General features: G+C 38.2%; 23 protein-coding genes. 12 read left to right on the forward strand and 11 right to left on the reverse strand.

Annotation, left to right across the window (positions count from 1 at the left end):
* Positions 1-26: 26 nt before the first annotated feature.
* The 6 genes from bioB to TYM08_RS04545 all read left to right on the forward strand — a co-directional run bounded on the left by bioB (position 27) and on the right by TYM08_RS04545 (position 5,133).
* Positions 27-1,112, forward strand: a complete 1,086-nt coding sequence (gene bioB, locus TYM08_RS04520; protein ID WP_422381777.1) for a biotin synthase BioB — start codon at positions 27-29, stop codon at positions 1,110-1,112.
* Positions 1,054-2,274 (forward strand): 8-amino-7-oxononanoate synthase, encoded by a 1,221-nt coding sequence (gene bioF / locus TYM08_RS04525; protein WP_422381778.1) that lies wholly within the window; start codon positions 1,054-1,056, stop codon positions 2,272-2,274. Before bioB ends, bioF begins: the two co-directional genes overlap by 59 nt.
* On the forward strand, positions 2,274-2,966 hold the full coding sequence (locus tag TYM08_RS04530) for a hypothetical protein (RefSeq protein ID WP_422381779.1): 693 nt from the start codon (positions 2,274-2,276) through the stop codon (positions 2,964-2,966). The genes bioF and TYM08_RS04530 overlap by 1 nt, the downstream gene beginning before the upstream one ends.
* Complete coding sequence (bioC, locus tag TYM08_RS04535) at positions 2,966-3,739, forward strand: malonyl-ACP O-methyltransferase BioC (protein WP_422381780.1); 774 nt, start codon at positions 2,966-2,968, stop codon at positions 3,737-3,739. The genes TYM08_RS04530 and bioC overlap by 1 nt, the downstream gene beginning before the upstream one ends.
* A complete protein-coding gene (gene bioD, locus TYM08_RS04540; protein WP_422381781.1) occupies positions 3,736-4,401 on the forward strand; it encodes a dethiobiotin synthase in 666 nt (221 codons plus the stop codon). The genes bioC and bioD overlap by 4 nt, the downstream gene beginning before the upstream one ends.
* 102 nt (positions 4,402-4,503) lie before the next feature.
* Positions 4,504-5,133 (forward strand): DUF1456 family protein, encoded by a 630-nt coding sequence (locus tag TYM08_RS04545; protein WP_422381782.1) that lies wholly within the window; start codon positions 4,504-4,506, stop codon positions 5,131-5,133.
* Between the two features lie 84 nt (positions 5,134-5,217).
* Here TYM08_RS04545 and trpC read toward each other — a convergent pair whose 3' ends face one another.
* From trpC to rpe, 4 genes are read right to left on the reverse strand one after another with little or no spacing between them, the layout of a single operon-like run.
* Positions 5,218-6,012: an indole-3-glycerol phosphate synthase TrpC gene (gene trpC, locus TYM08_RS04550; protein ID WP_422381783.1), complete on the reverse strand. Its 795-nt coding sequence runs from the start codon at positions 6,010-6,012 to the stop codon at positions 5,218-5,220.
* Between the two features lie 5 nt (positions 6,013-6,017).
* The gene (gene trpD / locus TYM08_RS04555; protein ID WP_422381784.1) at positions 6,018-7,052 is read right to left on the reverse strand and encodes an anthranilate phosphoribosyltransferase; all 1,035 of its coding nucleotides are present in this window, start codon (positions 7,050-7,052) and stop codon (positions 6,018-6,020) included.
* Entirely contained in the window at positions 7,049-7,636 is a 588-nt protein-coding gene (locus TYM08_RS04560) for an anthranilate synthase component II (RefSeq protein ID WP_422381785.1), read from the reverse strand. Before TYM08_RS04560 ends, trpD begins: the two co-directional genes overlap by 4 nt.
* Positions 7,637-7,642: 6 nt before the next feature.
* On the reverse strand, positions 7,643-8,317 hold the full coding sequence (gene rpe, locus TYM08_RS04565) for a ribulose-phosphate 3-epimerase (protein WP_422381786.1): 675 nt from the start codon (positions 8,315-8,317) through the stop codon (positions 7,643-7,645).
* 321 nt (positions 8,318-8,638) lie between these two features.
* Here rpe and TYM08_RS04570 point away from each other — a divergent pair, with 321 nt between their 5' ends.
* The 3 genes from TYM08_RS04570 (at position 8,639) to TYM08_RS04580 (ending at position 11,813) form a co-directional block, all read left to right on the forward strand.
* Entirely contained in the window at positions 8,639-9,634 is a 996-nt protein-coding gene (locus TYM08_RS04570) for a pentapeptide repeat-containing protein (RefSeq protein ID WP_422381787.1), read from the forward strand.
* An 86-nt stretch (positions 9,635-9,720) separates the two neighbouring features.
* On the forward strand, positions 9,721-10,650 hold the full coding sequence (locus tag TYM08_RS04575; protein WP_422381788.1) for an exopolyphosphatase: 930 nt from the start codon (positions 9,721-9,723) through the stop codon (positions 10,648-10,650).
* Positions 10,651-10,832: 182 nt separating this feature from the next.
* On the forward strand, positions 10,833-11,813 hold the full coding sequence (locus tag TYM08_RS04580) for an IS1595 family transposase (RefSeq protein ID WP_422381789.1): 981 nt from the start codon (positions 10,833-10,835) through the stop codon (positions 11,811-11,813).
* A 148-nt stretch (positions 11,814-11,961) separates the two neighbouring features.
* Here TYM08_RS04580 and hemL read toward each other — a convergent pair whose 3' ends face one another.
* Positions 11,962-13,236, reverse strand: a complete 1,275-nt coding sequence (gene hemL / locus TYM08_RS04585; RefSeq protein WP_422381790.1) for a glutamate-1-semialdehyde 2,1-aminomutase — start codon at positions 13,234-13,236, stop codon at positions 11,962-11,964.
* Between the two features lie 100 nt (positions 13,237-13,336).
* Between hemL and panC the strand changes: the two genes are divergently transcribed.
* Both panC and TYM08_RS04595 read left to right on the forward strand, forming a co-directional pair.
* The gene (gene panC / locus TYM08_RS04590; protein WP_422381791.1) at positions 13,337-14,179 is read left to right on the forward strand and encodes a pantoate--beta-alanine ligase; all 843 of its coding nucleotides are present in this window, start codon (positions 13,337-13,339) and stop codon (positions 14,177-14,179) included.
* A 120-nt stretch (positions 14,180-14,299) separates the two neighbouring features.
* A complete protein-coding gene (locus TYM08_RS04595) occupies positions 14,300-14,740 on the forward strand; it encodes a GNAT family N-acetyltransferase (RefSeq protein ID WP_422381792.1) in 441 nt (146 codons plus the stop codon).
* Between the two features lie 67 nt (positions 14,741-14,807).
* Here the strand turns inward: TYM08_RS04595 and TYM08_RS04600 are convergent, their stop codons facing one another.
* From TYM08_RS04600 to TYM08_RS04625, 6 genes are all read right to left on the reverse strand, one after another.
* On the reverse strand, positions 14,808-15,314 hold the full coding sequence (locus TYM08_RS04600; RefSeq protein ID WP_422381793.1) for a GNAT family N-acetyltransferase: 507 nt from the start codon (positions 15,312-15,314) through the stop codon (positions 14,808-14,810).
* 27 nt (positions 15,315-15,341) lie between these two features.
* Positions 15,342-15,983 (reverse strand): HAD family hydrolase, encoded by a 642-nt coding sequence (locus TYM08_RS04605; RefSeq protein WP_422381794.1) that lies wholly within the window; start codon positions 15,981-15,983, stop codon positions 15,342-15,344.
* A gap of 31 nt (positions 15,984-16,014) precedes the next feature.
* Positions 16,015-16,974, reverse strand: a complete 960-nt coding sequence (locus tag TYM08_RS04610; RefSeq protein ID WP_422381795.1) for a hypothetical protein — start codon at positions 16,972-16,974, stop codon at positions 16,015-16,017.
* A gap of 239 nt (positions 16,975-17,213) precedes the next feature.
* Positions 17,214-17,531, reverse strand: coding sequence for a translation initiation factor (locus TYM08_RS04615; RefSeq protein ID WP_422381796.1), 318 nt, complete (start codon positions 17,529-17,531; stop codon positions 17,214-17,216).
* A gap of 134 nt (positions 17,532-17,665) precedes the next feature.
* Positions 17,666-18,274, reverse strand: coding sequence for a LysE family translocator (locus tag TYM08_RS04620; protein ID WP_422381797.1), 609 nt, complete (start codon positions 18,272-18,274; stop codon positions 17,666-17,668).
* Positions 18,275-18,321: 47 nt separating this feature from the next.
* A complete protein-coding gene (locus TYM08_RS04625; protein WP_422381798.1) occupies positions 18,322-18,516 on the reverse strand; it encodes a DUF1127 domain-containing protein in 195 nt (64 codons plus the stop codon).
* A gap of 212 nt (positions 18,517-18,728) precedes the next feature.
* Here TYM08_RS04625 and TYM08_RS04630 point away from each other — a divergent pair, with 212 nt between their 5' ends.
* Positions 18,729-20,159 (forward strand): PLP-dependent aminotransferase family protein, encoded by a 1,431-nt coding sequence (locus tag TYM08_RS04630; protein WP_422381799.1) that lies wholly within the window; start codon positions 18,729-18,731, stop codon positions 20,157-20,159.
* The last annotated feature ends 3 nt before the right edge of the window (positions 20,160-20,162 follow it).

Below are 20,162 nucleotides of genomic sequence, written 5' to 3' on the forward strand. Positions count from 1 at the left end.
TAAAATTAGACCTGCGAGATCAAGATATGGCAACGCCTTTACGCTATGACTGGACAACAAAAGAAGTACTAGAGTTGTTCGACTTACCTTTTAACGATTTAATGTTTAAAGCGGCCCAAATCCATCGTGAAAATTTTGATCCTAATGAAGTTCAGGTTAGTACACTTTTGTCGATTAAAACCGGTTCTTGTCCAGAAGATTGTAAATATTGTCCACAATCTGCTCATTACGACACTGGCCTAGAAAAAGAAAAATTAATCGGCATTCGTAAAGTGATTCAACAAGCAAAAGCGGCTCGTGAATCGGGTGCTTCTCGTTTTTGTATGGGTGCTGCTTGGCGTTCACCAACACAACGTGACATGCCTCATGTCATCGAAATGGTAAAAGAAGTAAAAGCCATGGGTATGGAAACCTGTATGACGTTGGGTATGTTAGATGAAGACAAGGCGCAGCAGTTATCTGAAGCCGGTCTTGATTACTACAACCACAACTTAGACACCTCTCCAGAATATTACGACAAAATCATCACAACACGTAGCTACAGCGATCGTTTAGATACGCTAGGTAACGTGCGTAAAGCCGGCATGAAAGTATGCTCAGGCGGCATCGTGGGCATGGGCGAAAAAGTACAAGATCGCGCTAACTTGCTTATTCAATTAGCTCAAATGCAACCGCATCCTGAATCTGTGCCAATTAACATGTTGGTAAAAGTGGAAGGTACGCCTTTAGAGTTACAACAAGATTTAGACCCATTTGATTTTATTCGTACGATTGCTGTGGCGCGTATCACGATGCCAAGCACTTACGTACGTTTGTCAGCAGGTCGTGAAGACATGAACGAGCAAATGCAGGCAATGACCTTTTTAGCTGGCGCTAACTCTATTTTCTACGGCGAAAAATTATTAACCACTGATAATCCTGAAGCTAACGAAGACAAAGAATTATTCAGACGTTTAGGTATTCGCCCTGCTAACCCTGAAAAAATGGATCCAAAAGCATTAAAAACATGGGAACCTTCGCGTTGCCCTAAACGTAATAACGAACAGTTTTACGATGCAACCGATTCAGCAACCGATTCAACCCAAGAGTCAGAATCAAACACTCATGCCTAAAGCGTTTGATTTTGCGGGGAAACTAGCCCTTAAAAAGCAAAATAACCTCTACCGTTCACGTAAAACGCTTCAGTCTAAACAAAGCGTTTTACAAACGGTAAACGGTCAATCTGTACTGGCGTTTTGCTCAAATGATTATTTGGGCTTAGCCAGTCATCCTTCCTTAGAGCAAGCCTTTAGCAAATCTGCCAAGCAATATGGGTTTGGTTCGGGTGCGTCACATTTAGTAAATGGCCATCACCAATGTCATGACGAGTTAGAAAACCAACTGGCGCAGTTTTTTGGTTATGAAGCCTGTTTGACGTTTTCAACGGGGTACATGGCAAACTTGGGTGTCATTGATGCCATTTGTGATAAAAACACAACCCTATATCAAGACAAACTCAATCACGCTTCATTAATAGATGGCGCGTTATTAAGTGGCGCTAAACTTAAACGTTATCCACATAATCAATATGACACATTAGAAAACTGGTTAAGCACTGATGATAATCAAGTAATGATTGCCACCGATGCTGTGTTTTCTATGGATGGCGATTGCGCCGATTTAACCCAATTATCAAACCTTGCAAAAAAACACGACAGTCTATTAATGATTGATGACGCCCACGGCGTAGGTGTGTTGGGTGAACAAGGCAAAGGCACTGCCAGTCATTATAATTTAAATGCCAACGACGTTCCCATTATGATGGGCACATTAGGCAAAGCGTTTGGTTGCAGTGGCGCATTTGTATTGGCAAGCCAAGAAATGATTGACTACTTAGTGAATTTTTCTCGCACGTATATTTATACAACGGCGGTTCCCCCTGCGTTGGCGGCCACTTCTATACAAGCGTTAGAGCTGGTTAAACAAGCGGATGACGCACGAGCGCATTTGAATTTTTTGATTGCACTTTTTAAGCAAAAAGCCAAAGAATTAGAATTAATATTATGGCCATCAGACACTGCCATTCAACCAATTATGATTGGTGACAGTCAAAAAGCCATGAGTATTTCAAAAAAACTATTAGAGCAGGGTATTTTATTAACGGCGATTCGTGAGCCAACCGTGCCAAAAAATAGCGCAAGATTAAGAGTGACGTTATGTGCTTCACACACTGAAGCACACATAGAACGATTATTTAAGTCACTACAAACATTAAAAAATGAAGGCAGTTTATAATGAAGTTGTTAGTGCTTTCTGGGTGGAATACCCCTGCACATTTAATTGAAGCGTTTTGTCGACCTGTGGCAAAATCATTAAATATTGAATGTGAATTATTAAATTACACCGGCGCTCAAATATCCTTTGAAGCGCAAATACAAAAATGGGACACGCAATATAAAAACGAAACGTTATTAATCGTTGCGTGGTCATTAGGCGGAAACCTTGCGCTTAAATGGCAAGAAACTAACCCTAATATTCAATCCGTTGTTACCGTTGCTACCAACCTTCAATTTGTTGACGAACAACTGGGTATGGCACCTAAACAATACAAACAGTTTTGCCAAGGGTTTGAAAATCCTAATCCTATTTTACAAAAAAAATTCTTACAATTAGTTTGCCAAGGTGCACCCAAACCGCTTATAAAACAGCTTAAATCGGTTTATGCTGAATCAACGGTGGATATCAAAACGTTGCATCGTTCATTGTTATGGTTAGACGAAATTAAATTAGATCAACATAAAGTGAATGCAAACACTCATAATCAACACTGGTTTGCCAAACAAGATGTGTTAGTACCAAGTGATGCATCAAGTTTGTTTGACAACAGTCGAGTATTTGAAGGCTCTCATGCTTTTTTTCTAGAAGATGAGGCGTTGTATCAGAATTATTTAATTTCATGCTTTGAATCCTTAGCGGAAAACGCATAATGGATAAACAAAAAATCGCGTTGTCGTTTTCAAATGCGGCCACCCGTTACGATCAACATGCACAATTTCAACGTGACGTATGCGATCAATTATTATCGGTTTTTACAAAGCAGTTTCCAAAGCAAGATGCATTGTCTGTTTTAGATATAGGTTGCGGCACAGGTTATGGGGTTAAACAGCTTAATCAACAATTTGATGCGTCTATTTATGCCGTTGATTTAGCTGCAAAAATGGTCGAGTTTGCCAAAACAAACGCACCTTTTGCACAATACCATTGCGCAGACGCAGAAAATCTTCCGTTTCAAACACAACAATTTGATTTAGTTATTTCAAGTTTAGCTCTGCAATGGCTAAGTGATATTAACCAAGCGGTAAGTGAAATAAAACGCATCTTAACCCAAGACGGCCAAGCTTGGATCGCAACGCTAGCTGAAAATACATTATTTGAGTTAAAACAATCGTGGCAGTCAGTTGATGATCAAACTCATGTGAATCAATTCCATAATATAGACATGTGGCAACAAGCTTGCGAACAATTGGATTTGAATCTTGACGTCATCGAACAGACTCAAGTGTTGCATTACAAAAGCGTCCTAGGCTTAGCCAAAGATCTAAAAGGCATTGGCGCGCATAATGTAAATCAGCAAAAAAATACAGGCCTGACAGGCAAACAACGATTCAAAGACATGCAAAAGCATTACGAACAATTTCGTGACGCAGAAGGTCTGCCTGCCACCTATCAAATTATTTATATTAAGATTTCTAAAAAATGAAAAACACATTCTTTATAACCGGCACCGATACCGATTGCGGTAAAACCTACGCAACCGTCAGTATGTTAAACGCATTGAATAAACAGGGTAAACACACCATCGGTTTAAAACCCATTGCAGCAGGTGCGCAAGAAGTAGACGGTCAATTACAAAACAACGATGCAATTCAAATTCAAAACGCAGCCAGCATTAAATTAATATACGAACAGGTTAATCCGATCTGTTTAAAACCTGCTATTGCGCCGCATATTGCAGCCAAACAAATAGGTCGCACGGTACAGTTAACGCAACTAGAAGGCTTCATAAAAGGCGCCATGATGCGCAAATATGATGCTACATTGGTGGAAGGTGCGGGCGGCTGGTTTGTACCTGTAAATGACGTACAAATGTTGAGTCAAATTGCCAATCAAATGAATATGCCCGTCATACTAGTTGTCGGCATTAAATTGGGTTGCATCAACCATGCGTTATTAACCGCGCAAGCGATCAAAAACAGCGGTTGCCAATTAGCGGGTTGGATTGCTAACGAGCCCTTTGAACACGTGGACTGCAAGCAAGAAATATTAGAAACCTTACACCGTTTTATTCAAGCGCCTTGTATCGGTCATATTGAAAATAACGCAACCGACGTAGAATTTGATTTCGAACGTTTAGGTTTGTAACTCAAACGTTCAAATTTGCAAAATCGTGGTATAATCGCTTTTTTTAATATGCCACATGAAACTTTCGTGGAATTATCAACATTTTAAGGGCTCGCATTTACAATGACTCATAACGACATATTTCGCCGCTTACGTTACATATTTTCTTTAAGCGACTCTAAAGTCATCTCGTTTTTTGATTTAGCGGCATTTGATGTGACCCGTACAGAAATCAGCGATTGGTTAAAAAAAGACGACCACGAAGATTATAAAAAAATGCGCGACACCATGTTGGCTGTTTTTTTAAACGGTTTGATCATTGAAAAACGTGGCAAACAAGACGGCGCATACCCAGATCCTGAAAAACGCTTAAACAACAATATTATCTTTCGTAAATTAAAAATTGCATTAACTATGCAAGACGATGATGTGATTGCAGTAATGGACTTGGCGGGTTTTCCAATTAGTAAGCACGAGTTAAGCGCGTTTTTCAGAAAACCCGATCATAAAAATTTCAGAGAATGCAAAGACCAAGTATTGCGTAATTTCTTAAAAGGTTTGCAAATTCATTTAGTGGATAAAAAAACATTGGTTAAAACAGACGCTGCGAATAGAACGTCGCGTTCAGCCTCTAAACCCAATGCGAATGTTCGATTGACCGAACGCGATAATAATCCCCCTGAACCAAGATCTTCAAATCAGTCTTCTGGTGAATCCTCTGGATTCGCTTGGAAAATACCTGATAATAAGTAAAAAAATAAGCAAAAAAAAAGCTCAATAAATATTGAGCTTTTTTTTGCATTGAGAAAAGAAACACGCTTCTCTAAAACATAACCATCAGAAAAACAAACGAGACAATTCTTCACCTGGCTCATCAGCGCGCATAAACGCTTCGCCTACTAAGAACCCATTTACGTTATGGTCTTGCATTAATTTCACGTCTTCTTTTGTGATGATGCCACTTTCTGTAATGACGATGCGGTCTTTGTGTACGTCTTTTAATAAACCTAGCGTAGTATCTAATGTCACATCAAATGTGTGTAGGTTACGGTTGTTGATGCCTACTAAGCGACAATCTAACTTCTGTGCTAATTCTAATTCTTCGCCGTCGTGTACTTCTACTAAAACGTCTAAACCAATTTTACCTGCTAATTGATATAGGTCTTTCATTTGACCAAATTCTAATGCAGACACAATCAATAAAATGGCATCTGCGTTGATCGCTTTAGCTTCAAAAACTTGGTAAGGGTCAACAATAAAGTCTTTACGAATAACCGGTAATTCACATGCCTGTCTTGCTTGTTGTAAGTAACTTTCGTGCCCTTTAAAAAAGTCAGCATCTGTTAAAATAGACAAACAAGCCGCCCCTGCCTGTGCATAACTTTTAGCAATCAAATCAGGATAAAAGTCTTCACGTAACGTGCCTTTACTTGGGCTGGCTTTTTTAATTTCTGCAATTACAGCAGGGACGCCATTTAATATTCTTTGTTCAATGTTTTTTACAAATCCACGAGCGGGGCCTGTGGATTTTATTTGATCTTCTAATTGCGCAAGTGTGGTAATGGCACTGCGCTCTTTGACTTCTTCCCATTTACGGTCGATGATTTTTTTTAAAATAGTTGGAGTGTTCATAATAATTATTCGCTCATCGCTTGAGTAAAGGATGCAAGGTCGTTCATTTTTTCTAATGCCATGCCGCTGTAAATTGCGTCAAATGCCATTTCAATGCCTTGCTCTAAATCGGTTGCTTGGTTGGATGCATAAATAGCCGCGCCTGCATTAAATGCAATCATGTCCCGTGCTTTTTGTGCCGTCTCGCTTTTGTCTTTGCCTAATGCTGATTGAATTAGGGTTAGAGATTCTGCAGAGCTGTCCACTTGTAAGCCTGATAAATCTGCATAGTTAAATCCGTATTTTTTTGGATCCACTTGGTAACTTTCTACCTGTCCGTCTTTTAATTCAGACACATCATTCATCGCACAAATCGATAATTCATCTAGGCCGTCTAAAGAGTGGACAACTAATACGTGATTAGAATTTAACTCTTTTAATACGTTTGCCATAACAGGGCATAACGCAGAATTAAACACACCAATCACTTGGTTTGGCGCGTTTGCAGGATTGGTCATTGGGCCTAAGATATTAAAGATGGTACGAGTGTTCATTTCTTTACGAGGGCCAATGGCGTGTTTCATTGCGCTGTGGTGAGTTTGTGCAAACATAAAACCAACACCAATATCGTCAATACAACGAATCACTTGTTCAGGATTAATGTCTAATTTAACACCGGCTTGTTCTAATAAATCGGCACTGCCGGATTTACTTGATGCGCCACGATTACCATGCTTGGCTACTTTACCGCCAGCGGCTGCCACTACAAATGCGCAGGCTGTGGAGACATTAAATAAGTTTGAACCATCGCCACCTGTGCCACAGGTATCGACTAAATTGTCATGTTGAATATCAACTTTCACAGATAATTCACGCATGACAGTAACGGCTGCTACGATTTCATCAACAGTTTCGCCTTTCATTCTAAGGCCAATTAAAAATCCACCTATTTGAGCAGGCGTTGCATTGCCTGTCATGATGTCTTTCATGACGTCGATCATTTCTTGTGTGGATAAATCTTGTTTGTCCACAACCTTAGCGATGGCTTGTTGAATATTCATAACAGTGACCTTGTTAAAAAGTTATTTAAAATTGCGTGTCCATTTTGTGTTAAGACCGCTTCGGGGTGAAATTGTACCCCGTATATTGGTAGTGTTTTGTGTTGAATTGCCATTATTTCATCAACGGTGCCATCGTCAGTTTGTGTCCATGCTGTAACTTCAAGACACTCTGGTAATGATGGTTTGTCGGCAACCAACGAATGATAACGCGTCACATTAAACCCTGTCTCTAACTCTGTAAATAAAGAGTGTTGATCGTGGTGTAATTTGGACGTTTTACCATGAATAGCCTGTTTGGCTTTTATAATTTGCCCACCAAAATGTTGAATAATACATTGGTGTCCTAAACATATACCTAATAAAGGCAGTTTGTCGGCAAATTGATTGATCACTTCTAACGAGATCCCTGATTCGTTTGGCGTACAAGGACCTGGCGAAATGACAATATATTGAGGTTGTAACGCCTCAATCTCAGCGATACTGATTTGGTCGTGTAACACGACCTTGACGGTTTGACCTAACTCTTCAAAATAACGCGACACGTTATAAGTAAAAGAGTCGTAATTATCAATAATCAGTAGCACGAATAATTATCGCTTAACTTTTGCTAATTCAGCGCGCATTAAATCGATTTGAGTTTTGTAATCGGGTGCATTAAAAATCGCAGAACCCGCAACAAATGTATCGGCGCCAGCTTGAGCAATTTCACGGATGTTATCCACTTTTACGCCGCCGTCTACTTCAAGACGAATATCCAAACCAGAATCGTCAATGATGCGACGCGCTTGTTCTAGCTTTCTTAAGGTAGCCGGAATAAACGACTGACCGCCAAAACCTGGGTTAACAGACATCAACAAAATCATGTCTACTTTATCAATGACGTATTCTAATTCAGCAAGGCTTGCCGCTGGGTTAAATACCAAACCAGACTTACAGCCTGCTTCTCTAATTAACTGCAAAGAGCGATCAACATGAGTAGACGCATCTGGGTGGAACGTAATGTAAGACGCGCCTGCTTCAGCGAAATCATTAATCATACGATCAACAGGGCTTACCATTAAATGCGCATCAATATCTGCGGTAATACCATGATCGCGTAACGCTTTACAGACCATTGGCCCAATCGTTAAGTTGGGTACGTAATGATTATCCATTACATCAAAGTGGACAATATCTGCACCGGCTTTTAATACGTTATCAACTTCTAAACCTAAAGTGGCGAAGTTAGCAGACAAAATAGACGGAGCAATTAAAAAATCTTTCATGGATAGCACTCTGTTGGTAAAAATGGAATGAATGGTCGAATTTTAAAGTGCGCGATTTTAGCAGTTTGTGCCCTGTGGGACAATTCAAGATCGGGTTTTGAACGCTGTTTAGTTGGATTAATGTGAGTAATGTTCTGGCTTGAGGTGATATGGGCTAGATTAATGTAATTAACGGGTGATTTATTTAGAACCTCCCTAAGAAAACCCCTGGAATAAACGCAGCATCATTTTGTAACCCTTTGTCAAAACCACAGGCAAAACCACCCTTGAGCACTACGCTTAAATTTCATTATAGAATTTTGTTATGTTGAGGTTGTGGCTATGGGTCAAAACGATGGGGTGTCCCCTAGAAAGTGTTGTCAGTACGTGCAAATCAATGGAGACAACTGCGCCCTAGAGTGTTCGGGTGATGAATATTGCCAATGGCACGACCCAAAAGGGCTACAAGGATCCCCAGATATTGCCAATTCTTTGATGGAAAACTTAAAAGCAGGTAATAAAGAAGGTAATAGTGGGCAGGGTTATGTACTTAAAAATTGCGATTTAAGAAACATCGATCTTGTTAATAGAGGTCATCAAACAGGCTATGATTTGTCCTATTCTGATTGTTATCACGCCAACTTCAAGTCTGCGCATTTATTTAAAGTTAATTTTAAACATGCCTCGCTAATGAAAGCAGATTTACGTCATGCAAATTTACACGAAGTGAATTTAGATCAGTGCAATTTATTAGGGGCAAATTTCGAAGGCGCTAAAATCGAAAATGTAAATTGGGGTGATGAATTATTACAAGAAAAACAAGCCAGAGAAAATCCAGATAGAGCATTAGATTATTTTCAACAAGTAGTTGAAATTTGTCGAGGTATTCGAAAGGAGGCAGAAAACCAAGGTCTATTTGAAACCGCAGGTTACTTCTTTCACAAAGAAATGGTGTATCGACGTTATCAAATTCCAAAATATACATTTTCGCGCTTAGTGTCTAAAACTGTTGATGTTTTTTGTGGGTACGGAGAAAAGCCGATGCGGGTCGTATTGTTTTCTGTTTTTTTTATTTTGCTTTGTGCAATTGGGTTTTCATTTGTTGGGGTTTCTTATAATGGAGAAAATTTTCAAATCAGTATGGATCAATCTATTAAAGAAAATATAAAAGTTTTTTTTGGTGGTATTTATTTTTCAGTGGTGACGTTTACTACTTTGGGATATGGCGATATTACACCTATTGGAATGGTGCGATCTCTGGCGGCATTTGAAGCATTTATTGGCAGTTTTACTTCAGCTCTATTTGTTGTTGTGTTTGTAAAAAAAATGACCCGTTAACCTTATTAATGCGCCTAACTACTTTAAAAAAGTTGTCTACACTGTATTTAATATAAATTGTAATAGTCAGATTATAGGAGCCAGTTATGGCGCAGCAGAAGTTTAGATTAATCACTCGAAGTGATTTTGATGGTTTGGTTTGTGCGGTATTGTTAAAGCATATTGACATCATTGAAGATATTAAGTTTGTACATCCAAAAGACATGCAAGATGGAAAAGTCGAAGTCAGTTCTAATGATATTTCAACTAATTTACCTTATGTAAAAGGGATTTATCTAGCGTTCGATCATCATTCTTCTGAAGCGATCCGCAACGAAAAAGTCGACAATCATATAATTCATCCAAAGGCTCCATCAGCAGCTAGGGTTGTTTGGGATCACTATGGCGGGTTAGACGCCTTTCCAAGTGATTGGCTCGAAATGATGGATGCCTGTGATCGAGGAGACTCTGCACAATTTACCATGGATCAAGTTTTAACCCCCCAGGGCTGGGATTTACTTAATTTTTTAATGGATGCAAGAACCGGCTTAGGTCGTTTCAGAGAATTTAGAATTTCAAATTACAATTTAATGATGGATTTAATTGATTACTGTAAAACGCACACCATAGATGAAATTATGAAATTACCTGATGTGGTTGAGCGTATCGAGCTTTATACAGAGCAAGATGAGTTATTTAAAATGCAATTAAATCGTTGCTCAACGGTGCATGATAATTTAGTGGTGTTGGATTTAAGAGAGGAAGAAATCATCCATGCTGGTAATCGATTTGTGATTTATGCATTGTTTCCACAGACCAATATTTCTATTCATGTTATGTGGGGATTTCAAAAACAAAATACAGTGTTTGCGACAGGTAAATCAATTTTTGATCGAAGTTCCAAAACTAATGTGGGGGAATTGATGTTGAAATATGGTGGCGGTGGTCATGAAGCGGCAGGCACATGTCAAGTACCACATAACGAATCGGTAGAGACATTATTTGCGTTGGTTGAGCAGATTAATGCAGATGGTTGATTTAGTTCGATTAATGAATGTTAGATCTTAAAGACGCTTACGCGTCTTTTTTTGATCTTGAAATTGTGATGGGTTTATGAGAAATGATATAGATAATGGCTATGTTTTGAATTGTTGTGGCAGGATGCAAAATCATAATGCTGATCTAAGCTGAGATTTATACACCCACAATGACATAACCTATGAATCCACAGCATTTTCAAAACATACTTAAGCAGGTAAGCAAGCTCGATCCTGTTCAAAAACAAACTCTATCCACCGCTTTAGTTGCACAAGAAAACCCCATTCTTACACGGCTGTCTAAAGAAGTGATCACCCACTCAAAATGCATTCATTGTCAAAGTAACCGCTTGCGAAAATACGGTTTTAGTAATGGCAGGCAGCGATTTTTTTGCAACGAATGTCGCAAAAGTTTTGTGTGCACTCGAGGCAGCGCTTATTTTTATCAGCACAAACCTGAGCTTTGGCAAAAATATTTAGAGCACATGCTTGACCAAGATAGCATTCGGCGTTGCGCAAAAGATTTGAATATTTGTGTGACTACCTCTTTTAATTGGCGTCACCGTTTTATGAATGCTACTCAAAACACCTATGAATCAAGGCTTGAAGGTATTATTGAAGCAGATGAAACGTATTTTCGAGAATCTAAAAAAGGCGAGCGAAACTTAAATCGACCTGCAAGGCAACGAGGATCTAAAGCATCCACACCCGGTATTAATCAGCACGATTGGGTGGCAGTGTTAACCGCTAAAGATCGAAATCATCATGAATTTGATCAAATATTAACCCACGTAAATGGCGCTGAAATCAATCAATGCTTAGGCTGCAAAATTGCCGACGAATCTGTTTTATGTACCGATGGGCAGCCGGCTTATAATCAAATTTGCAAAGAACATCATTTGCATCATGTGGTGATAACCAACAATCAAACACAGCAAAGTTTGTATCATATTCAAAATATCAATAATTATCACAGTCAGTTAAAGAGTTGGTATTTGAAGATGCACGGAGTGGCCAGTAAGTATTTGGCGAAGTATTTGGGTTGGTTTAGAATGCTGGACTGGCACAAATATCAGACCTTTTCTAGCGACATTAAGAGCGAAAGCGAAAAACTGTTTGAATTCAAACTGTTACAGGTGCAGCAACATAAATTTGAAACATAGCCAAGATAATTGTTTAAATAATTAAAATTAACTTACAAACCAAGCCTTTATTAAATTATTTATATATTTTTTATTATCATTTCAAACTGTAAATTTAAAACTCTGAATAACTAAGTTAAAAAATCTTAGTTATTCAGAATCTCCTTAATTATTTCAACTTAGCAAAACTACGACTTGCCGCTGCAATCGTTTCATCTAAATCTGCATAACTATGAGCCGCTGACATAAAACCTGCTTCAAATGCAGAAGGCGCTAAATAAATGCCTTCATCTAGCATGTGGTGGAAAAATGCTTTAAATCGTTCTTGATTACATTGCATCACTTTTGCAAAACAATCTAAGTTTGATTCGCTGCTAAAGAAAATACCAAACATGCTGCCACGTTGATTAGTGGTTAATTCAATGTTCGCTTTGTCCGCTGCTTTTTGAATGCCGCTTAACAGATATTGAGTTTTGTCTGTAAGGTTTTCATAAAAGCCTGGTTTTTGAATCGCTTTTAACATCGCAAGACCCGCGCTCATGGCTAGTGGGTTGCCCGACAACGTGCCTGCTTGGTAAACCGGTCCACAAGGTGCAATGAATTGCATGATGTCTTTACGACCACCAAATGCGCCAACGGGTAAACCGCCGCCAATCACTTTACCTAAACAAGTTAAGTCAGGTTTTACTTCTGTAATGCCTTGTACGCCTTGTAATGAGGCTCTAAAACCGCTCATCACTTCATCAAAAATCAAGACCACTTTGTGCTCGTCACATAAAATACGTAACGCTTGTAAGAAGTCTTCAGTAGCAGGCACTAAATTCATGTTGCCAGCAATCGGCTCAATGATCACACAGGCTAATTCAGATCCGTATTTAGCAAAACCTTCTTTGATGTGTTCAATGTTGTTGTATTCAAAGGTTAATGTGTCTTTTGCAATGGCCTCGCTCACTCCCGGAGATGTTGGAACTCCAAGAGTTAAAGCACCAGAACCCGCTTTTACTAACAAGCTGTCTGAATGACCGTGATAACAACCTTCAAATTTTAAAATCTTGTCACGACCGGTAAAACCACGTGCTAAACGAATGGCACTCATGGTCGCTTCTGTGCCTGAGTTCACCATACGTACTTGTTCAATCGACGGGAAAATCTCACAAATGGTTTTTGCCATTTGTATTTCAAGCTCAGTTGGCGCACCAAAACCGATAGACTGAGTGATTTGATGTTGCAACGCTTCTACGATTTCTGGTGCTTGTTGGCCTAAAATCATTGGGCCCCAAGATTGTACGTAATCAATATAGCCTTTACCGTCAGTGTCAAAGACTTTGCTGCCTTCGCCTTTGCTTAAAAAAATTGGGTCGCCACCCACACCATTAAATGCGCGGACAGGAGAGTTCACACCACCAGGGATGTATTGGCGTGCTTGGTCAATCAAAGAAGTCATGTAAGTACCTAGTGATAAAAGTTGGATGTAAATATCAGATGCTGATTCTAATCAATTATGATGTCATGTAAAATCGCTTTTTTTTTGTCTTGGAATTAATATGCACATTTTTGACACGATCGACGCGTTACGCGAGCACCTGAATCAACAGAAAAAACAAGGTAAACGCATTGGATTTGTGCCAACCATGGGCAATTTACACAAAGGCCATCTGTCGTTAATTAAACAAGCCAAAGCGCAAAGTGACGTAGTGGTGTCTTCTATTTTTGTGAACCCAACCCAATTTAGCAAAGGTGAAGACATCGAGCGTTACCCGCGTACTTTAGAACAAGATCAAACTCTATTGATTGAACAGGGTTGTGACGTGTTGTTTATACCGGAAGTACAATCTATGTACCCAAAGGGCGAATTAACCCGTGTGAGTGTCAAGGACATCTCTGCCAAATATTGTGGTGCCAGTCGAGAAGGTCACTTTGATGGCGTGACCACCATTGTGTGCAAACTGTTTAATATCGTACAACCTGATGTCGCAGTATTTGGCAGTAAAGACTTTCAACAACTTGCCATTATTCGCCATATGGCTAAAGACTTAATGATGAACATCGACATACAGGCCGCTCCCACTTTTAGAGCCGACAGCGGATTAGCCTTAAGTTCACGCAACGGATATTTGTCAGAAGAAGAGTTAGATATTGCCCCTGCTATTTACAAGACACTCACATGGGCAAAAGAGGCGATATTAAATAATCAAAGCCAAGCAAAAATCGAAAAAGACGCCAAAGCAAAATTGACAGAGGCAGGATTAAAACCCGACTATTTTCATATTTGTAATGCCGACACATTACAAGCTGCCACCAAAGACGACACTCACATAGTGATATTGGTTGCCGCATATTTGGGAAGTGCCAGATTAATTGATAATTTGAATTTTGAAAAACAGTAGGTCCGGGATTTATCGTTACAGGGATGTGACTTATTAGAATTGTGTTTGGAGCGTTCAATCGTTTTGAAAAAAAATTCCGAAAAAACTAATATTCGAAAAAAATTAATGAAGGGAAATAAAATGGATAACCAAATAAAAATAATTCAATGTAAACATGAAAACGGTTTTGAATTAGCCGAACTTCGCGCAAGAGCCATGAAACCAAGTTTAGAAACCGTAGGGCGTTTTGATGAAAAACGTGTTCGTTCAAGGTTTTTGGAAGGCTTTGTACCTGAAGAAACGTTCAAGATTGAATTCAATAATGAGCTGGCTGGATTCTATGTAATCCAACAAAAAGAAGATCACTTATATTTAAATCATCTTTACATCGACCCTCAATTCCAAGGTAATAAACTAGGCGCATTTGCAATTAATGAAATAAAAAAGGTCGCTAAAAATAAAAAATCCCCTATAAAACTCGGTGCCCTAAAGCAAAGTCGTTCAAACGATTTTTATCAATCCCATGGTTTTATACACACCCATGACGATGAATTTGATCATTATTATATTTGGAAACATTAAAGAATTATTGTTTAAGTTGAACTTGCAGTGATTAATTCTAATTTTTTATTTTATGAATCAAATAAAGTTAATCGCCAACAAAAGCCAAAATACGATTTTCATGCAACTCGCCTTCGAGCTCAAAATGTTTCATCCCGATATCTTTGAACCCAATGTGTTTATAAAATCCAATTGCGTTTTCATTAAATACCCATGCGGTTAACCAGCAAGTGTTGCCAAATTGTGTTTGCACTTGCCCCAGCAGTTTTTTACCGATGCCCTTGCCTTTAAATTGGCTTTGAACATAAAGCGTGGTTATTTCATAACCCTGAGTGATATCTACCTGAGTGACATCTATATAGTGAGCGTCTAAATCAATGGTGATGTAACCCAAAAGAAGATCGTCTTCGACAAACACAAGTGTTTTTAAATTATTTTGGTTGAGTTGATCTAAAAAATAGTGTTCGGTAAATCTGTGTATGACATATTTAGAAATTTCATTACGCACGCCATCCACCGCATAAGTGTTTAGCCATACTTGTATGGAAAGAGCAGCTAAATTGAGGGCGTCGTTTTTATTGGCTTCGCGAATCATGTTATTTTTTTGCTCATTCTAAATTTATTAATCGATACTTATTAAATTCAAAACGTCTTGTATTGAATCATAGTTATTTATTTGTTTTGGATGCTTAAAAGTATTGCCTACAAGCACTAATTCATAACCGAGTTGTTCGCAGGCTTGTTTATCCCATAATCCATCACCAAAATATGTGATGATTTTTGATGTGGGATTGTTTGTTTTTTCAAATGCGATATTCATAATTTCGCTTCGATCATAATGGTTGCTTGAAGAGGCGATCACCATGTTGCTGACATCAATATTGGCAGAGGCTAATTTGAGTAACGCAGTTTCACGCCAGCCGCCAGTTGCAATTGATAGGCTAATATTATCTTGTCTTTTTAAGTGTCGAATAAATCCTTGGGCACCAGAAATGGCTCGAACAGGATGTGCGTCAAGGTGCGTTTTTATTTTTGTAATAAATATCGCTTTAACTTGTTGTTCGATTTTATCTATATTATCACTGATATTTTGTTCTTTTAAAAACTGATGCAAAATACCTGAATCAGTGATGTGTTTAAATCGTTTCCAATTATCATTGATCTGTTTGCCTGTCACTTCAAATACGGCTTGGCTGTAGCAGTCGGCATCAAATTCATTGGAATCAATCAACGTACCGTCAATATCGAACATGATGTGTTTCATTTGGTTTTTTACCTACTGCTCAGTATTAAGCTTAACCTAATTTTTTAAAAGTATTTTGTTGAAGTTTTGATCGGCGTCTTGAATTTTTAAATCTTCTAGTAAAATGCTTGATAAATGTTTCTTTTAATTCGTTTTTTAGTAGCTGTGGATCAAATTCTTCAGGCAATTCATGCATCCATTGGTTTAATACTTTTGATTCATTATCAAAATCTAATAATTCCATCGTAGTGTTTTTATGATTGTAGTCATAAAGTTCTTGTAACCATGAAATGGGTAGTGCGGATAATTTTTGAGTCATTTTATAATGCGTTAATTCCCAAAGTTTCACCATTGCATGGGCTTCAATACAAACAAGTTTTTCCATAGATATGTGGAATTGTTGCTGTCTATTACTTTTGCAAATGATTGTTAGTTGGTCATAAAAAGCTTGTTCATCTTTATTAATGATGGCTAATAAGCATTGTTGCATGGCTGTAAAAAATTTAGATGACGAATCTTTGCTTAATTTTTCAATGATCAGTTCAGGATTGTCATGTTTACCTAATACTGTGTATACACCCGCACAAAGCATGCGTGTATCTGGATGACCTTGTTTAAATGGAGGTTGTATTTTATCAATGGTTTTATTGACACAAACCATGTCATTAGCTGCTAACATTTTGAATAAATCAAAGACATGTATACAGTCTGAAACTGCATATTTTTCGCCACCGACCACTCTTAACATATAGCCAAAACGACCAGCTATGCTTAAATTTTGCACTAAGGATTTTACATCCTTTTTAATCACGTGTTGTGCAAGGCTCAGTTCAGTGAAATTTGCACGTATTTTATACAGTAAATTTGTAATGGGAGCGCTGGGGTCAACTGCTAAATCGTCTTTTAACAATTCAAGGTTTTTAGATATTAACCAATTAGGTGTCTGATTTTTATACCATCGTGCTAGGTCATTTCTTGCTTTTTGAATGTCTAGTTTAGAAAATTCGGTCATGTGAAGCCTTTGATTGAGTTTGCGGGCGTTATACTAACATTGAATTGAAATAAAGCCTTTGTATAAATACATATATTGAGTACCGTTAACTTGTTTTTTTACTTGGGATGAATAATTTGTAAATAAATTAACACATAACAAGTTAAGGGTATTGAAAATAAGTGAAATGGAGCATATTTAGTATTTGTTAGTGGAAGTCATTAAATAAGAAGACATCAAAAGTGATCTAATCGTTCAGATTATTTTCCTCGTACAGGTAGCCCTTTTTTACGAAGTTCTGTTTTTAATAATTCGACCCAATCTCCTTGAATTTCAATAATGCCATCTTTTACTGAACCGCCAGTGCCGCAACGCTTTTTGAGCGTTTTGCCTAATGCAGCCAATTCAGATTTATCCAAATGTAAGCCACTGATGCATGTCACTATTTTACCACCCCGGCCTTTGGTTGATTTTTGAACCAATGCTTTGCCATCACCTTCTAATGGTGCAGCTTCTTTTTCTTCTTCAATTCGACCAATTTCAGTAGAATAAACTAATCGTGTTTCTTTGTTACTCATAATAGATCCTCAAAATGAGAAAGGATTTTACCTGTTTGTGGGGATTTATTAAATCTGCTTTTTAAACGAAATTGAATCAATAGATAACGAGCTTTTGAATACTTAGATAAAAATCTTAATTGTTACAAGGTTCCCTAAAGCATCATTGGGATAATGGAGCCTGCTAATAAGGTCGCCATTGTAATGTTGAATATTCTTCTGCGTTGGGTATTACTTAGTAAGCGTTGCAATTGTTTACCTACGACTAGCCATATTCCCACACCAAAAAATCCAACACAAAAAAAGGTTAAACTAATAGTCAAAACTTCAGAAATTATGTTTAAATTTGGATTACTAAATGTACTGATTGCACCTAAGCACATGATCCAAGCTTTTGGGTTTACCCATTGAAATAACATCCCTTGTAAATAGGTAAAAGGCTTTGAAGATTTCTGATTGTTTAATTCTGTTTGTTTGATTTCTTTTAAAGTCGCAATTTTAAAAGCTAAAAATAATAAATATGAACAGCCTGTCCATTTTATCATCGTAAATATCCAGGGCTTTTGTTCAAATAACGTTTCTAAACCTAACCCAATTAAAAGTCCCAAAATAGCCATCATTAAAGGTACGCCTGTGATTATGCCTAACCAATGTGGCACCGATCGTTTCACACCAAAATTCACGCCTGAGCTTAACATCATAATATTATTTGGCCCAGGTGTTGCCGTTGAAACAAATGCAAAAAATATCAAAGCTATATTCATGACCCCCCCTTTTTTTATAGATGAAATAAAAATCAATATTTAAAAAATTATTTCCAAAAAAGCAAATTGCTTTCAGCGTTTTGTTGCTGTGTGTTTATTCCCACATCCTTAAGTTGCGATGCAGATAAATACTTAAGTTGTTGTCTAGTTTCGATGCGTCTTACCCAAATATTTAAGGTTTTTTTAGCATAGTTTAATTGGGTTGTAATTGAAGCTGATTGATATTGAATTTGAGTGATCATATTTTTGTTTCCTGTTGTGCATTAATGTGGATGGCAACGGTTTGTGTTATCAGATTCATTGAGTTAATCTGTTACTGTATAAAAGTTTAGTCTGTTAATCTGTAACGGTATAGATTCAGAAATAAATTTTGTTGACCGTAACAGATTGGTTTTTTACTATCTGTAATGGTCGATAATTAAACTATCTGTATTGGTACGGGCAAAGGTGGGTCATGGAAAAATTACTTTATATGCAATTGGTGGATCAAATTAGCCAGCAAATTCGCGACGGTATGTTCAAAGTAGGTGAGCGCTTACCCTCGGTTCGAAAGCTTTCACAGCGCGAACAAGTCAGTATTGCAACGGTGAATACGGCTTATGCAAATTTAGAGCAACGAGGTTGGATTGAGGCGCGTCCTAAATCAGGTTACTTTGTGCGGCGCTCTAGTTTAGACACAGTTGATTTGCCCTCAAAAAGTAAAATAACAGGCAGACCAAAACCGGTGAATATTAATGAGCTGGCCATGGAAGTACAGCGAGGTTCATCCATTAAAACCGGTTCGAGTTTTTGTGCAGCGGTGCCAGATATCAATTTTCCTATTTCCAAAATCATCCAACGCACCTTTGTGAGTCAAGCAAGAATGGGTAAAACTTTTGGTGAGGGTTATGACACACCAGAGGGCAATGCAGAGTTGCGCCATCAAGTTGCTAAACGTGCATTAGAGGCTGGTATTAAATTAAAGTCAGATGATTTAATCACCACAGCAGGTGCGCAAAACGCGTTGGCTTTAGCGTTACGAGCCATGACCGTACCAGGAGATATTGTTGCGGTTGAATCCCCTTGTTATTTTGGCTTGCTGCAAATGATTGAAAGCTTTGGTTTAAAAGCGGTTGAAGTGCCTGCTGATCCAAAAGAAGGCATAAGCATTGATGCATTAAAATTGGCCTTGCAACAATGGCCTATTAAAGCGGTAGTGAGCATTCCTGCGTTTTCAAATCCTTTAGGTTGTTCGATTTCTGATGAGCACAAAAAAGCATTAATCGGATTATTACAGCAATATGATATAGCCATGATTGAAGACGATATATACGGAGAGTTAAATTTTGAAGGACGTCGACCAAAAGCGGTCAAAGCATTTGATGATGATGGTCGGGTACTTTGGTGCTCTTCAGTTTCTAAAACTATGGAGCCTCAGCTGCGTGTTGGTTGGATTGCTCCTGGTAGATATTACGATAAAATTTTGCATCAAAAGTATGTGAATTCAATATCAAATCCTAGCTTAGCCCAAAGTGTAGTTGCCCAAGTTATGGAACAAGGTCAGTACGAAAGACATTTACGTCAAGCTCGAGAAGCGTATCGTCAGCGCAGTCAGCATTTATTAGATTTAGCGATGATTCATTTCCCAAGTGAGATGCGCGCAAGTTCTCCTAAAGGCGGATTAGTCACCTGGTTTGAAATGCCAAAATCCATAGACGCAACCCAGCTGTATCATTATTGTAGAGAGCAAGGTGTGCGCATTGCACCTGGTGAATTATTTTCGATATCGGGGTTATATCAGCATTGTTTTCGTATGAGTCACGCCAAACCTTGGACGACTCAATCAGAGCAAGCCGTTGGGCTCATCGGTCAGCAACTTAAAAAAATGTTGCTACAAAGCAATTAAACT

This window comes from Marinicellulosiphila megalodicopiae (assembly GCF_045862395.1).
GTDB classification, from domain to species: Bacteria; Pseudomonadota; Gammaproteobacteria; order Pseudomonadales; family Natronospirillaceae; genus Marinicellulosiphila; species Marinicellulosiphila megalodicopiae.